Raw genomic sequence first — 13,157 nt, 5'->3', positions numbered from 1 at the left:
TTGCATACAACTATTCAACTGCGCTGCGCATGGGCCCCGGCAACCGACCCCTCGACCTCGAATGGCTGGAAGATTTCCTGGCCCTGGCCGAGTCCGGCAATTTCTCGCGTGCCGCGCAGGCGCGCTCCATCGCGCAGCCCGCCTTCAGCCGCCATATCCGATCGCTGGAGGAGTGGGTGGGCGTCGACCTGTTCGACCGCAGTGGGCACCCGACCGCGCTCACGGCGGCGGGCAAGCGCTTTCAGCCCCTGCTGCAGGAAGTGCTCGCGGGCCTCGAAGCCGCCCGCATCAAGGCCCGCGCCGCGCACGACCTGGACGCCGCCAGCCTGAGCTTCGCCGCCACGCACGTGCTGTCGCTCACCTTCTTCCCGCGCTGGCTGGGCAGCGTGGAGTCGCGCCTGAGCATGGGCCCGATCCAGACCGTTTCCGACAGCTCGTACGCCTGCGAAGACCTGATGCTGCAGCGCCGCGTGCAGTTCGTGCTGTGCCACGGACACGCAGGCGCACCGGGGCGACTCGACGACACCGGCTACCCCGTTCAGCGATTGAGCGAAGACGTGCTGGTGCCCGTGAGCGCGCCCGATGCAAACGGCGCTCCGCTGCATGTGCTGGGCGCAGGCCAGTCGCCTTCCGTGCTGGCCTACAGCGATGCCTCGGGACTGGGCCGGATCATGCGGGCCATGCAGGACAGCGAATTCGGCAAGGACTTCGCCGCGTCGCTGTCGATCGTCTTCACGGCCCACCATGCCGCGCTGCTGCGCACCATGGCACTCGAAGGCCGTGGCCTCGCATGGCTGCCGATGAGCCTGGTGGCCGAAGACCTGCGCAGCGGCACGCTGGTCGACGCCGGCGCGGGCGGCTGGCGCGTGCCGGTGGACATCCGGCTGTACCGCCAGCAGGCGCACATGGCGCCGGTGGCGGAAGCGCTGTGGGCGCTGGTCAGCGGCGGCGCCTCAGGCGCCTGACCGCTTCAATTGGCGCAGCGTGCCTCGAGAGCATCGAGGAACGAGCGGTCCCAGCGTCCTTCCTTCATCGCCTGGATCGTGCGCGCTTCCGTCTCCAGGTGCGCGCGAGCCTTCTCGATCAGCAACTCGGCCTCGTCGGGCGAGAAGGCCAGCAGCCCGTCCTGGTCGCCCACCACGATGTCGCCCGGGTTCACGATCATGCCGCCGACCGACACCGGCACGTTGATCTCGCCGGGGCCGTCCTTGTACGGGCCGCGATGGTTCACGCCGCGCGCGTACACCGGGTAGTCGCGCTCGCGGATCTCGGCCACGTCGCGGATGGCGCCGTCGAGCACCAGGCCCGCGGTACCGATGGTCGCGGTATAGAACGACAGGATGCCGCCGATCACGGCGTTGGTGATGTCGCCGCCCGCGTCGATCACCAGCACGTCGCCGGGCCGGCAGAACTCGAAGGCGCGCATCGGCGTGAGGTTGTCGCCGCCGCGCGTCTTCACGGTGACTGCCGTGCCCGCCATGGTCTTGTGTCCGGGGCGGTGGTAGGGCTGCAGGCCGACGCTACCGATGTTGCGGTGCAGGTTGTCGCTGAGCGCGGCCACCGGAATGTCCTGCAGCGCGGCGATGATGGCCGGCGCCACTTGCGGGGCCGACGGGTTCTTGCGGATGGCTTTGTAGGGCATGACTGGTCCTTGTGAGTTCTTCGGCGCGCGTCAGCGCAGTGCGGCCACTGCACGGGCGATGCGCGTGCAGCCTTCTTCCAGCGTCTCGATCGACGTGGCAATGGAAAGACGGAAGTAGGGCGACAGGCCGTACGCGGTGCCCGCGACCACGGCAACGCCTTCGCTTTCGAGCAGGTACATCACCACGTCGCCGTCCTCGTTCAGGCGCTTGCCTTCGGGCGTGGTCTTGCCGATGAGGCCGCCGCAGTTGATGTACAGGTAGAAGGCACCGGGCGGCGTGGCGCAGCTGAGGCCGGGAATGTCGTTGATGAGCGCCAGCGTGCGATCGCGCCGCTGCTTGTACACGGCCACGCTCTCGGCCACGAAGCCCTGGTCGCCATTCAATGCAGCAGCCGCGGCCGCCTGGCTCACCGAGCAGCAGTTGCCGGTGGACTGCGACAGCAGCGTGTCCAGCGCCTTGATCAGGTCCACCGGGCCGGCCGCATAGCCGATGCGCCAGCCGGTCATCGCATAGGTCTTGGAGACGCCGTTCACTATCAGCGTGCGATCGCGCAGCGCGGGCGCCTCCACGAGGAGGTGCGGCGTCGCCTCACCGTCGAAGCGGATGTGCTCGTAGATCTCGTCGGTCATCACCATCACGTGCGGATGGCGTTCCAGCACTTCGGCCAGCGCGCGGTATTCGGCGGCCGTGTAGCTCGCACCGGTCGGGTTGCTCGGCGAATTGATCAGCAGCCAGCGCGTGCGTGGCGTGATGGCGGCCTCGAGCTGCGCGGGCGCGAGCTTGAAGCCCTGGGATTCGGGGCAGGCCACGGTAACGGGCGTGCCCTCGCAGGCGAGCACCATGTCGGGGTACGACACCCAGTAGGGTGCGGGAATGATCACCTCGTCGCCCGGCTCCAGCGTGATCGCAAAGGCGTTGTAGATCGCGCTCTTCGCGCCGCTGGTGGCGATGATCTCGTTCATCGCATAACGCAGGCCGTTCTCGCGTTCGAGCTTGGCGACGATGGCTTCGCGCAGCTCCACCGTGCCCGCCATCAGCGTGTAGCGCGTGGCGCCGCGCTCGATGGCGGCGGCCGCGGCCTGGCGGATGTGAGGCGGTGTGTCGAAGTCGGGCTCGCCCACTACGAGATTTATGATCGACTTGCCCTGCCTGCGCAGTTCGTTGGCGCGGTCGGCGGCCGAGGTGCTGGGCGAGGGCTTGATGCGCCGCACGCGGGCGGCAATGCGGGACGTGGTCACATGACTTCCTGTTCTTGCTGTGCAGAGGCTTGCATGGACCGAACGGTACGCACATCGAACAGCCGAGGCCAAGACGACTTTTCACTGGTTGTATAGGCGCAGCTTATGGTGAGCCCTGATACCGGCTGTGCAGGGCCGGTGCTAGGCTTGGCTTTTGCTTGGGGACAAGGCGTGAACCTGCGACGCCTCAAATATTTCGTGAAGATCGTGGACATCGGCAGCCTGACCCAGGCCGCCGAGGTCCTTTTCATCGCCCAGCCCGCGCTGAGCCAGCAACTGGCCACGCTCGAGGGCGAAGTGCGCCAGCAACTGCTGGTGCGCACCAAGCGCGGCGTGACGCCCACCGAAGCCGGCAAGGTGCTGTACCGCCATGCGCAGATCATCCTGCGCCAGTGCGAGCAGGCCCGCGTCGACATGGAGGCTGCGGGCGAAGGGCTCTCCGGTCAGGTTTCCGTGGGGCTCGCGCCCGGCACGGCGGCCTCGGCACTCTCTTTGCCGCTGCTGCGCACCGTGCGTGCGCGCCACCCGGGCATCCTGCTCTACCTGAACGAGAACTACGGCACTACGCTGAGCGAGCTCATCATGAACGGCCGCATGGACCTGGCCGTGCTCTATGGCGACAAGGCGATTCACGGGCTCACGTTCTTGCCGCTGCTCAAGGAGCCGCTGTTCCTGGTCGGCCCCGCATCGATGCCGGCGCCCTCGCAGCCGGTGAAGCTGGCCGACCTGCGCGACATCGAACTCTTTCTGCCGCGCCCGTACAACGTGGTGCGCAAGCTGGTGGATGCGGCCTTCGTGCGCGCGGGCATGGTGCCGCGCGTGGTGGCGGAGATCGAATCGGCCTTTACCCTCACGGCGGCCATTGCCGATGGGCTGGGCGCCACCATTCTGCCGGCGTCGATGGCGCGCGAGGTGGTCGCGAGCTGCGGGGCCTGGCAATTCCCCATCGTCGACCCGGTCATCGAGGCGCCGCTGGCGCTGTGCCAGTCCGACCACCTGCCGCTGTCCGAGCCCGCGCAGGCGGTGAAAGACATCCTGCTCGAACTCGTGGTCGACTTGGCCCGCACCGTCGCATCGACGCCTGAACCCGAGCTCGCCGCCTTGTCTTGAACTGATGGGCCGCCCGTCATAAGGCGCCCTTATCCCGGCACAGCCAATCCGTCTTTGGCTTCGGGCCCGCGGCCCGTTACCTTTCATGCATGCCGTCACGCGTTCGCGGAATGCGTCGGCCATCACAGCCATCGGCATGAAGCAGGAACAGATCAAGACGCTCATCGACGCTTTGGCCGCATCGGACCTGGCGGAACTGGAGTACAGCGAGAACGGCAGCACGCTGCGGCTGGTGAAGCTGTCGGCGCTGGGCGTCGCAACTGCCGTGCGAAGCCCGTCCGCTGCACGCAAGGCTCCGCGACAGGCTTTGGAAGAAACAACGGCGGTTGCCAGCACCGAGTGCCTTGCACCGTTGTTCGGCGTGGTGCACCTGCAACCCGCGCCCGGCGAGCCGCCCTTCGTGCAACCGGGGCAGGCCGTGGAAGCCGGCCGGCTGCTGTGCGTGATCGAGGCGATGAAGATGTTCAACGAAGTCCGCGCCGACCGTGCAGGCACCGTGCAGCAGGTGCTCGTGCATTCGGGCCAGGAAGTGGAAGCAGGGCAGCCCCTGTTCCGCTTCGGATGAGGAGGCACGCGCGATGTTCGACACCGTGCTCATTGCCAACCGGGGCGAAATCGCCTTGCGCATCCAGCGCGCCTGCCGGGGCCTCGGCCTGCGAACGGTGGTCGTGCACTCCGAGGCCGACCGCGACGCGATGTACGTCGCGCAGGCCGACCAGGCGCTGTGCATCGGGCCGGCAGCGCCGAGGCTGAGCTACCTCAACCAGTCCGCCATCCTGTTCGCCGCCGAGGTGAGCGGCGCGCAGGCCATTCATCCCGGCTACGGCTTTCTCTCGGAGAACGCGGGCTTCGCCGCGCGTGTCGAGCAGGCCGGCCTCGTGTTCGTCGGCCCCAGCGCTGCCTGCATCCGCACCATGGGCGACAAGGTTTCTGCCAAGCGCGCGATGCGCAAGGCCGGCGTGCCCTGCGTGCCCGGCCCCGACGAGGCGCTGCCGGACGACCCGGCCGCAGTGCTGGCCCTGGCGCGCGACATCGGCTATCCGGTGATCGTGAAGGCCGCGGGCGGCGGCGGCGGGCGCGGCATGCGCGTGGTGCACGAAGAAGCCGCGCTGCTCGATGCCATGGCGCTCACACGCGAAGAAGCGCGCCAGGCCTTTGGCAACCCCGAGGTCTACATCGAGAAGTTCCTGCTGCATCCGCGGCATGTCGAGATCCAGGTGCTGGCCGACAGCCACGGCAACGCCGTGTGGCTGGGCAGCCGCGACTGTTCGCTGCAGCGCCGCCACCAGAAGGTGATCGAGGAGGCGCCCGCGCCCGGCATCGACGACGCGCTGATGGCCGAGGTGGGCGAGCGCTGCGCGGCCGCGTGCCGGCAGATCGGTTACTGCGGCGTAGGCACCTTCGAGTTTCTCTACGAGAAGGGCGCGTTCTATTTCATCGAGATGAACACGCGCCTGCAGGTGGAGCACCCGGTGACCGAGATGACCACCGGCATCGACATCGTGCAGCAGCAACTGCGCATGGCGCTCGGCGAGCGCCTGTCGCTGGCACAGGCCGACGTGCGCTGCCAGGGCCATGCCATCGAGTGCCGCATCAATGCCGAGAACCCCGACACCTTCGCGCCCGCGCCTGGCCGCATCACCGGCTGGCAGGTGCCTGGCGGCTTCGGCGTGCGCGTCGATTCGCACGCGGGCGCCGGCTACCGTGTGCCGCCGTACTACGACTCGATGATCGCCAAGCTCATCGTGCACGGCGACACCCGCGCCGATGCGCTCGATCGCATGCACCTGGCGCTGGCCGAGACGCATGTGGAAGGCATTGCCACCAACGTGCCGCTGCACCGCGCGCTGCTGCGCGACGACGGCTTTGCCGCCGGCGGCGTCGACATCCATCACCTCGAACGCTGGCTGCAGCAAAGGAGCGCGGCGTGAGCGCACAGGCATCCCGTACCGAACCGTCCATCAGCCTTCTGGGCACCACGGCGTTGCTGTTCGAAGCGCCCGGCGACATGAACCTGCCGTCTCAGCAGCGCATCTGGGCCCTGGCGCACGAAGCCGAGAGCTGGCCCGAAGTGCGCGAGGCCGTGCCGGGCATGAACAACCTGATGCTCACCTTCACGCGCGCGCCGCGCCATCTCGATGCGCTGTGCGAGCGCCTGTGCAACGCCTGGAGCGCGGCCACCGCCGTGCCGCGCGAAGGCCGCGTGGTCGAGCTTCCAGTGGTCTACGGCGGCGAGGGCGGCCCGCACATGGCCGACGTGATGGCGCACACGGGCCTGAGCGTCGAGACCATCGTCGAGCTGCACAGCGCGCCGCTCTATCCGGTGTATGCACTCGGCAGCCATCCCGGCTACTGCTATCTGGGCGGCATGGACCCGCGCATTGCCACGCCGCGTCGCAAGACGCCGGTGCTGAGCATCCCGGGCGGTGCGGTGTCGATCGGCGGCGCGCAGACGGGCGTGTCGGCATCGGCCGGCCCCAGCGGCTGGAACACCATCGGCAGCACCTCGATGGTGTTCTTCGACCCCGCGCAAGATCCGCCCGCCATGCTGCAGCCGGGCGACATGATCCGTTTTCGCGTGGAGGGCATCGTCCGATGATCGAAATCCTTTCGTCCGCCGCGCTCGCCACCGTGCAGGATCTGGGCCGCACCGGCAGCCTGCGCTGGGGCGTCGGCACCTCGGGCGCCATGGACAACCTGGCGCTGGCCGCCGGCAACCTGCTGCTGGGCAACGCGCTTGGCGCGGCTGCCATCGAGGTGCCGGTGTTTCCGTTCAAGGTGCGCTTCGACGAAGACTGCGCCTTCGCACTGACCGGCGCCGACTGCGCAGCCAAGCTCGACGAGCAACCCCTGCTGCCCTGGTGGGTACATCAGGCACGCGCCGGCCAGGTGCTCACGCTGGGCCTGCCGCAAGGCGGTGCGCAGCGCGGCAGCCGCGCAGTGTTGTGCGTGGCCGGCGGCATCGACGTGCCCGAGGTGCTGGGCTCGCGCAGCACCCAGCTGCGCGGTGCCTTCGGCGGGCATGAAGGGCGCGCACTGCGCCGTGGCGACGTGCTCCGCGCAGCCGACGCAGGCAACGCGTGCCGCACCGGGTTCGGCCTGGTGCCGCCCGCGCTCGCACTGCCGCTGGAGCGCGATGGCGTTGCCACCGTACGTGTGCTGCCCGCTGCCGAGTACCTGGCCTTCGAGCCGGCCTCGCGCGAAGCCTTCTGGGCCGGCGAATGGAAAATCACCTCCCAGAGCGACCGCTACGGCTACCGTCTCGACGGCGAGGCGCTGCGGCCCATTGCACCGATGGAACTGCGCTCCCACGGCATCGTGCCCGGCGTGATCCAGGTGCCGCACAACGGGCAGCCCATCATCCAGATGCGCGACGCCCAGCCTTCGGGCGGCTACCCCAAGTTCGGCACCGTGATCGAGGCCGACATGTGGCGCCTCGGCCAGGCGCCCATCGGCAGCCGCATGCGCTTCATCGAAACCACATGGGACGAGGCGCTGGCCGCGCTCGACGAAGTGCGTGCGTGGCTCGACAAGGTGGCGCGCGTGGTGGAACTGCATCGGGGGGCGCCTCGTGTTTGAGCGTTGTTGTCGTTCGGGGCGCGATCACGCCGACGGGGTACCTTGCTCCGCGAATGTCCCCCGGCCTGCGGCCTCCTCCTTTATTTCGCTGCGCAAGGCACCCCATCGACGTGATCGTTGGACTGAGCGCAGGTTGATCCGCCGAACGCCAGCAGCGTGCCTCGTGCACAGGGCGCCGGGTGCTCCCCGCAGCGAAATAAAGGAGGAGGGCGAAGCCCGGGGGACATTCGCGGAGGGGAGTACCCGGCGGCCTGTGCATCACCCCGAACAAGAGCACCAAAAAGCGAAGGCCTGAAAAATGCAGGACACAGCACTGCGCGCCCCCCAACTAGCCGCCTGGCTGGCCAACACAGACATCGGCCTGCTCGAACTGCGCACGCCAAACGGAACCCTGCGCCTGGGCAGACAGGGCGACGACATCATCGAACTGCCGGATGAAGAAGCCGAGCCCGAAATCCTGTCGATCCGCGCCCCTTCGCTCGGCGTATTCCTGCAAAGCCATCCACTGGCTGCTGTACCGCTGGTCCGCATCGGCCAGCGCGTTGAAGCCGGCCAGACCATCGGCCTGCTGAAGATCGGCCCGCTGCTGCTACCCGTGACAACTCCGCAAGCCGGCATCGTCGACAGCATCCACGCAGCCGACGGCCTCGCAGTCGGCTACGGCACACCGCTGTTCGACCTGCACCCCCTCTGACGAACGAGACAAGGATTCACGATGGACATCGATCTGAATGCAGACCTCGGCGAAGGCTTCGGCCCCTGGCGCATGGGCGAGGACGAAGCCCTGCTCGACATCGTCTCTTCCGCCAACGTGGCCTGCGGCTTCCACGCGGGCGATCCGGTCATCATGGATCGCACCGTGCGCATGGCGCGCCAGCGTGGTGTCGACGTGGGTGCGCACGTGGGCTTTCCCGACCTCATGGGGTTCGGGCGCCGGCCGATGCAGATAGAGACGAAGGAACTGGTGGCATACGTGCTCTACCAGCTGAGCGCGCTGGAGGGCATGGCCCGCACCGCCGGCCACCGCATGACGCACATGAGCTTCCACGGAGCGCTCGGCAACATGGCCGCGGCCGACGCCGCGCTGGCCGAGCCGCTGGTGCGCGCCGTGGCCGATTTCGATCCCTCGCTCACCGTCAGCACCTCCGCCAGCCGCGCCATCGAGGGCGCGGCCGAGCGTTGCGGCCTGCGCGTGCGCACCACCTTCCTGGCCGATCGCGCCTGTGGCGACGACGGCCTGCTCGTGCCGCGCAAGCTGCCCGGCGCGGTCATCCACGAGCGCGACGCGGTGCTGGCCCGCGTGCGCCAGCTTCTCGAAGAGGGCACCGTCACCAGCAGCACCGGCAAGAAGATCCCGATGCGCGTGCATTCGATCCTGCTGCACGGCGACACGCCCGGCGCCGTCGACCTGGCCCGCGCCGTGCGTGGCGTGGTCGAGCAGGCGGGGCGCGTGGTGCCCATCTCAAAACAATCGACCTGATGCATCGGGGCACGAACATGGTGCTTACCCTTACTCATATGCACAGATGCCGGGCGACATAAGGGGGGCTTATCGCTCCACAGTCAATCCGTCTTGGCGCCGCCCGCAGGCGCTGGCTACAGTGAAATCCAGGCAGTCATCTGCCCCTTAACGAAAGAACCCGATATGCCGTTTTCCGACTACAAGACCGCGCTGGTGACCGGAGCCTCTTCAGGCATCGGCGCCGCCGTCGTCGAACGCCTCAGCAAGGAAGGCCTCAAGGTCCACGCGCTTGCGCGCAGCGCCGACAAGCTGGCCGACCTGGCCGCGCGCACCGGCTGCATTCCGCACGCCATCGACGTGAGCGACCTCGCCGCAGTCACGCGCCTCGCGAAGGAAATCGAGTTCGACGTGCTGGTCAACAACGCTGGCGTAGACCGCCCCGGCTCCATCCTCAAGGCCGACGCCGAAGGCATCGACCTGCTGGTGGACGTCAACCTGCGCGCCGTGCTGCACCTGTGCCGGCTCGTGGTGCCCGGCATGGCGGCGCGCGACCGCGGGCACGTGGTCAACATCAGCTCCATTGCGGCGGCCTACAACTTCGGCGGCAACAGCACCTACCACGCGACCAAGGCGGCCGTGAGCATGCTGTCGCGCCAGCTGCGCATCGACTGCTTCGGCAAGCGCGTGCGTGTCACCGAAATCTGCCCGGGCCGCGTGGCCACCGACATCTTCGTGCACGTGCACGGCGACTCCGAAGACACCTACAAGCGCTTCGTCGAAGGCTATGAACTGCCGCAGGCCGAAGACATCGCCAACGCCATCGCCTTCGCCATTGCTGCGCCCATCGCGGTGAACGTGGGCCACATGGAAATCACGCCCACGCTGCAGGTGCCCGGCGGCCTTTCGACCACGCGGCCGGAAACGCCGCGCGACTGAGCCCCCGGCCCATGCACGCCACGCAAAGGAACAGCGCATGAAGGACTTCGACCTGCTGGCGATCCTGCTGAAGCCGGAGTTCGGCGACATGCTGCTGCACGGCCTGCTGGAGACGCTGAAGATCGCGGCCGGCTCCTGGCTGCTGGCGATGACCATGGCCGTCGTGCTGCTGGTGGTGCGGCTCACGCCGAACCGCATTGCCGAGCGCATCGTGGCCGGCTATGTCTCCTACCACCGCAACGTGCCCACGCTGGTGCAGCTCATGTTCTGGTACTTCGGCATCTTCAGCCTGCTGCCCGATGCGCTGCAGGGCTGGCTGTCGGTGCACAACGCAGAGAGGCTGCTGTCGATCGTCGCGCTGGGCCTGTGCCAGGCCGCCTACTTCAGCGAAGACATGCGCTCGGGCCTGCGCGCCATTCCGTCGGGGCAGGCCGAGGCCGCGCGTGCGCTCGGCCACGGCTACATCGGCTCGATGCGCCACGTGATGCTGCCGCAGGCCATCCGCAACGCGGTGCCGGCGCTGGTCAACCACAGCGTGTCGCTCTTCAAGAACAGCAGCCTTGCCATGGCCATCGGCGTGGCCGAGCTGACGCACGCGGTGAAGGAAATCGAGAGCCAGAGCTTTCGCACCTTCGAGGCCTACAGCGTGGCCACCGTGCTGTACCTGGTGTGCTCGCTGCTCATCATGGCGGTGGGCGGCTGGCTGTCGCGGCGCTATCGCATCGTCGGTGCACGTTAAGCAGGAGCCACGATGTTCAGCGTCTACGAAATTCTTCGCGACAACTGGCTGCTGCTGCTGGTCGGCCAGTACCCGACCGGCCCGCTCGGCGGCATCGTCGCCACCCTGATCCTGTCGGTGCTCGGCATCGTGCTGGCCTTTCCGCTGTCGGTGCTGCTTGCGCTGGCACGGCTCTCGCCATGGCGCCTGCTGCGCTGGCCCGCCACCGTGCTGGTGTACGTGGTGCGCGGCGTGCCGCTGCTCATGGTGATTTTGTGGGTCTACTTTCTGGTGCCCATCCTCATCGGGCGCGAGGTGTCGGGCTTCACCACCATGCTGTGCACGCTGGTGATCTACGAAGGAGCCTACCTCTCGGAGGTGGTGCGCGCCGGTATCCAGTCGCTGCCCAAGGGCCAGAGCGAGGCGGCGCGTGCGCTCGGCCACAGTCACCTGAGCACCATGTGGTTCGTGATCCTGCCGCAGGCGCTCTACAACATGCTGCCGAGCATGCTGAGCCAGTTCATCTCCACCATCAAGGAGACCACGCTGGGCTACGTGATCAATGTGCAGGAACTCACCTTCGCGGCCAACCAGATCAACAACCAGCTTCTGACCAAACCGTTCCAGGTGTTCTTCATCCTCGCGATGACCTACTACGTGGTCTGCTTCAGCCTGACCCAACTGGCGCAGTGGCTGGAGCGGCGCATCACGCACAAGCGGCTCGGCGCCGCGCCGGTGAAGGCCGCCGAAGACGGCGTGCCGCTTCCAACCCCTGTGGTGACCCAGCCATGACAACGCCCGCTCCACACCCCGCAGGGCGGCCCGCTGCCGCCAAGGACGACACCATGATCCTGTTCTCGAACATCAACAAGTGGTACGGCGACTACCAGGCGCTGGCCGACATCAATGCCGAGGTGAAGAAGGGCGAGGTCGTCGTGGTCTGCGGGCCCTCGGGCTCCGGTAAGTCCACGCTGATCCGCACCGTGAACCGGCTGGAAGAAGTGAAGTCGGGGCAACTGCTGTTCGACGGCCACGACATCCATGCGCCCATGGGCGGCGCGGCGCTGAACAAGCTGCGCAGCCGCATCGGCTTCGTGTTCCAGAGCTTCAACCTGTTTCCGCACCTGTCGGTGCTGGAGAACATCATGCTGTCGCCGATGCGCGTGCTCGGCGTGAAGCGTGCCGACGCGAAGGCCAAGGCCGGGCAACTGCTCGAACGCGTCGGGCTGTCGAACAAGGCGGGCGCGTACCCGGCGCAGCTGTCGGGTGGCCAGCAGCAGCGCGTGGCGATTGCCCGCGCGCTGGCGATGGAGCCGCCGGCCATGCTGTTCGACGAGCCCACCAGCGCGCTCGACCCGGAGATGGTGGGCGAGGTGCTGTCGGTGATGCGCGGGCTTGCCAACGACGGCATGACCATGATGTGCGTCACCCACGAAATGAACTTCGCCCGCGAAGTGGCCGACCGCGTCTGGTTCATGGACGCGGGCCGCATCCTGGAGAAGGCCGACCCCGAGACCTTCTTCGGCAGTCCGCAGCATCCGCGCGCGCAGCGCTTCCTGTCGGACCTGCGCGCGCATTGAGTCCAGTCCCCGTCGTTCACTTTTTCGCAATCTCCCAGGAGCTCACCATGTCGAACAAGACCGTCTTCCGCCTCGCCATTCTTGGCACCTGTCTCAGCGCGGCCTCGCTGCTCGCGCACGCCGACCAGTGGAGCGACATCAGCCAGCGCAAGGAGCTCAAGTGCGGCACCTTCGCCGACGTGCCCCCCTTTGCGGCACCCGACCCGAAGACGCGCGAGATGGTGGGCCACGACGTCGACCTGTGCAATGCGCTCGCCAAGGAGCTCGGCCTCACCGCCAAGGTCACGCCGCTGTCGGTGGAGGCGCGCGTGCCCGAAGTGAAGCTCGGCCGCGTCGACGTGACCATCGCCAACCTGGCCTACACCAAGAGCCGCGGCGAGCAGATCCAGTTCAGCGACCCGTACTACGTGGCCAAGGAAATGCTGGCCGTCAAAGCCTCCGACCCCGGCACGGCCAAGGCAGACTTCAAGGGCAAGCGCCTGAGCTCGACCAAGGGCTCCACCTCCGAGATGTCGATCAAGATGAACGGCTCGGAACCGGTCACGTTCCAGGACACGGGCTCGGCCTTCATGGCGGTGCAGCAGAACAAGTCGGTCGGCATGGTCGCCAACACCATGACCATCACCAAGCTGGTCAACCAGTCGAAGACCGAAGGCGTCGCGCTGAAGATGATCAAGGACCCGATGGTGCTCCAGCCCATCGGCATCGGCATGAAGAAGGACGAGCCCGTGCTGCTGTCCAAGGTGAACGCTGCCCTCTACGCGCTGGAGAAGTCGGGTGAGCTCGATCGCCTCTGGGCCAAGTGGCTGGGCCCGAACACCGAATACAAGATGGTGCGCGAAGAGAAGGTCACGCCGCTGGCCGACCTGAAGTTCGAACTGCTGCCCTGAT

Annotated in this window: 15 protein-coding genes; 13 read left to right on the top strand and 2 right to left on the bottom strand. The window is 67.6% G+C overall.

The window, feature by feature from the left end:
* Window positions 1–29 precede the first annotated feature (29 nt).
* Window positions 30–965: a LysR family transcriptional regulator gene (locus ACTG4X_RS28540; protein WP_093077630.1), complete on the top strand. Its 936-nt coding sequence runs from the start codon at window positions 30–32 to the stop codon at window positions 963–965.
* Between the two features lie 5 nt (window positions 966–970).
* Here ACTG4X_RS28540 and ACTG4X_RS28535 read toward each other — a convergent pair whose 3' ends face one another.
* Entirely contained in the window at window positions 971–1,642 is a 672-nt protein-coding gene (locus tag ACTG4X_RS28535; RefSeq protein ID WP_097198134.1) for an RraA family protein, read from the bottom strand.
* A 30-nt stretch (window positions 1,643–1,672) separates the two neighbouring features.
* Window positions 1,673–2,881: an aspartate transaminase gene (locus ACTG4X_RS28530; RefSeq protein WP_440532515.1), complete on the bottom strand. Its 1,209-nt coding sequence runs from the start codon at window positions 2,879–2,881 to the stop codon at window positions 1,673–1,675.
* Between the two features lie 171 nt (window positions 2,882–3,052).
* Here ACTG4X_RS28530 and nac point away from each other — a divergent pair, with 171 nt between their 5' ends.
* From nac to ACTG4X_RS28470, 12 genes are all read left to right on the top strand, one after another.
* Entirely contained in the window at window positions 3,053–3,991 is a 939-nt protein-coding gene (gene nac / locus ACTG4X_RS28525) for a nitrogen assimilation transcriptional regulator NAC (protein WP_176928866.1), read from the top strand.
* Window positions 3,992–4,127: 136 nt separating this feature from the next.
* Window positions 4,128–4,556: an acetyl-CoA carboxylase biotin carboxyl carrier protein gene (locus ACTG4X_RS28520; protein ID WP_440532514.1), complete on the top strand. Its 429-nt coding sequence runs from the start codon at window positions 4,128–4,130 to the stop codon at window positions 4,554–4,556.
* Between the two features lie 13 nt (window positions 4,557–4,569).
* Window positions 4,570–5,922, top strand: a complete 1,353-nt coding sequence (gene accC / locus ACTG4X_RS28515; RefSeq protein ID WP_093057355.1) for an acetyl-CoA carboxylase biotin carboxylase subunit — start codon at window positions 4,570–4,572, stop codon at window positions 5,920–5,922.
* Complete coding sequence (gene pxpB, locus ACTG4X_RS28510; RefSeq protein WP_093179266.1) at window positions 5,919–6,590, top strand: 5-oxoprolinase subunit PxpB; 672 nt, start codon at window positions 5,919–5,921, stop codon at window positions 6,588–6,590. The genes accC and pxpB overlap by 4 nt, the downstream gene beginning before the upstream one ends.
* Window positions 6,587–7,570: a biotin-dependent carboxyltransferase family protein gene (locus ACTG4X_RS28505; RefSeq protein ID WP_440532513.1), complete on the top strand. Its 984-nt coding sequence runs from the start codon at window positions 6,587–6,589 to the stop codon at window positions 7,568–7,570. Before pxpB ends, ACTG4X_RS28505 begins: the two co-directional genes overlap by 4 nt.
* Before the next feature lie 298 nt (window positions 7,571–7,868).
* Complete coding sequence (locus tag ACTG4X_RS28500; protein ID WP_440532512.1) at window positions 7,869–8,264, top strand: acetyl-CoA carboxylase biotin carboxyl carrier protein; 396 nt, start codon at window positions 7,869–7,871, stop codon at window positions 8,262–8,264.
* A 21-nt stretch (window positions 8,265–8,285) separates the two neighbouring features.
* Window positions 8,286–9,050, top strand: a complete 765-nt coding sequence (locus ACTG4X_RS28495; protein ID WP_093077571.1) for a LamB/YcsF family protein — start codon at window positions 8,286–8,288, stop codon at window positions 9,048–9,050.
* Between the two features lie 165 nt (window positions 9,051–9,215).
* Entirely contained in the window at window positions 9,216–9,968 is a 753-nt protein-coding gene (locus ACTG4X_RS28490) for an SDR family oxidoreductase (protein WP_440532511.1), read from the top strand.
* Between the two features lie 37 nt (window positions 9,969–10,005).
* Entirely contained in the window at window positions 10,006–10,707 is a 702-nt protein-coding gene (locus ACTG4X_RS28485) for an amino acid ABC transporter permease (protein WP_093057361.1), read from the top strand.
* 12 nt (window positions 10,708–10,719) lie between these two features.
* Entirely contained in the window at window positions 10,720–11,478 is a 759-nt protein-coding gene (locus tag ACTG4X_RS28480; RefSeq protein WP_440532510.1) for an amino acid ABC transporter permease, read from the top strand.
* A 53-nt stretch (window positions 11,479–11,531) separates the two neighbouring features.
* The gene (locus ACTG4X_RS28475; protein WP_440534435.1) at window positions 11,532–12,266 is read left to right on the top strand and encodes an amino acid ABC transporter ATP-binding protein; all 735 of its coding nucleotides are present in this window, start codon (window positions 11,532–11,534) and stop codon (window positions 12,264–12,266) included.
* Window positions 12,267–12,313: 47 nt separating this feature from the next.
* Entirely contained in the window at window positions 12,314–13,156 is an 843-nt protein-coding gene (locus ACTG4X_RS28470; RefSeq protein ID WP_093057363.1) for an ABC transporter substrate-binding protein, read from the top strand.
* Window position 13,157: the final 1 nt, after the last annotated feature.

Source organism: Variovorax sp. YR566 (assembly GCF_051992195.1).
In the GTDB taxonomy this organism is placed as follows: domain Bacteria; phylum Pseudomonadota; class Gammaproteobacteria; order Burkholderiales; family Burkholderiaceae_C; genus Variovorax.
The sequence above is the reverse complement of the archived record's forward strand: the minus strand, read 5'-3'. Positions and strand labels throughout refer to the sequence as shown.

What these genes read in the sequence shown, in the direction of transcription:
- ACTG4X_RS28540 (WP_093077630.1), top strand. Translation starts at nt 30, where the DNA reads ATGGGCCCCGGCAACCGACCCCTCGACCTCGAATGGCTGGAAGATTTC.
- ACTG4X_RS28535 (WP_097198134.1), bottom strand. Translation starts at nt 1,642, where the DNA reads ATGCCCTACAAAGCCATCCGCAAGAACCCGTCGGCCCCGCAAGTGGCG.
- ACTG4X_RS28520 (WP_440532514.1), top strand. Translation starts at nt 4,128, where the DNA reads ATGAAGCAGGAACAGATCAAGACGCTCATCGACGCTTTGGCCGCATCG.
- accC (WP_093057355.1), top strand. Translation starts at nt 4,570, where the DNA reads ATGTTCGACACCGTGCTCATTGCCAACCGGGGCGAAATCGCCTTGCGC.
- ACTG4X_RS28505 (WP_440532513.1), top strand. Translation starts at nt 6,587, where the DNA reads ATGATCGAAATCCTTTCGTCCGCCGCGCTCGCCACCGTGCAGGATCTG.
- ACTG4X_RS28500 (WP_440532512.1), top strand. Translation starts at nt 7,869, where the DNA reads ATGCAGGACACAGCACTGCGCGCCCCCCAACTAGCCGCCTGGCTGGCC.
- ACTG4X_RS28495 (WP_093077571.1), top strand. Translation starts at nt 8,286, where the DNA reads ATGGACATCGATCTGAATGCAGACCTCGGCGAAGGCTTCGGCCCCTGG.
- ACTG4X_RS28490 (WP_440532511.1), top strand. Translation starts at nt 9,216, where the DNA reads ATGCCGTTTTCCGACTACAAGACCGCGCTGGTGACCGGAGCCTCTTCA.
- ACTG4X_RS28485 (WP_093057361.1), top strand. Translation starts at nt 10,006, where the DNA reads ATGAAGGACTTCGACCTGCTGGCGATCCTGCTGAAGCCGGAGTTCGGC.
- ACTG4X_RS28480 (WP_440532510.1), top strand. Translation starts at nt 10,720, where the DNA reads ATGTTCAGCGTCTACGAAATTCTTCGCGACAACTGGCTGCTGCTGCTG.
- ACTG4X_RS28475 (WP_440534435.1), top strand. Translation starts at nt 11,532, where the DNA reads ATGATCCTGTTCTCGAACATCAACAAGTGGTACGGCGACTACCAGGCG.
- ACTG4X_RS28470 (WP_093057363.1), top strand. Translation starts at nt 12,314, where the DNA reads ATGTCGAACAAGACCGTCTTCCGCCTCGCCATTCTTGGCACCTGTCTC.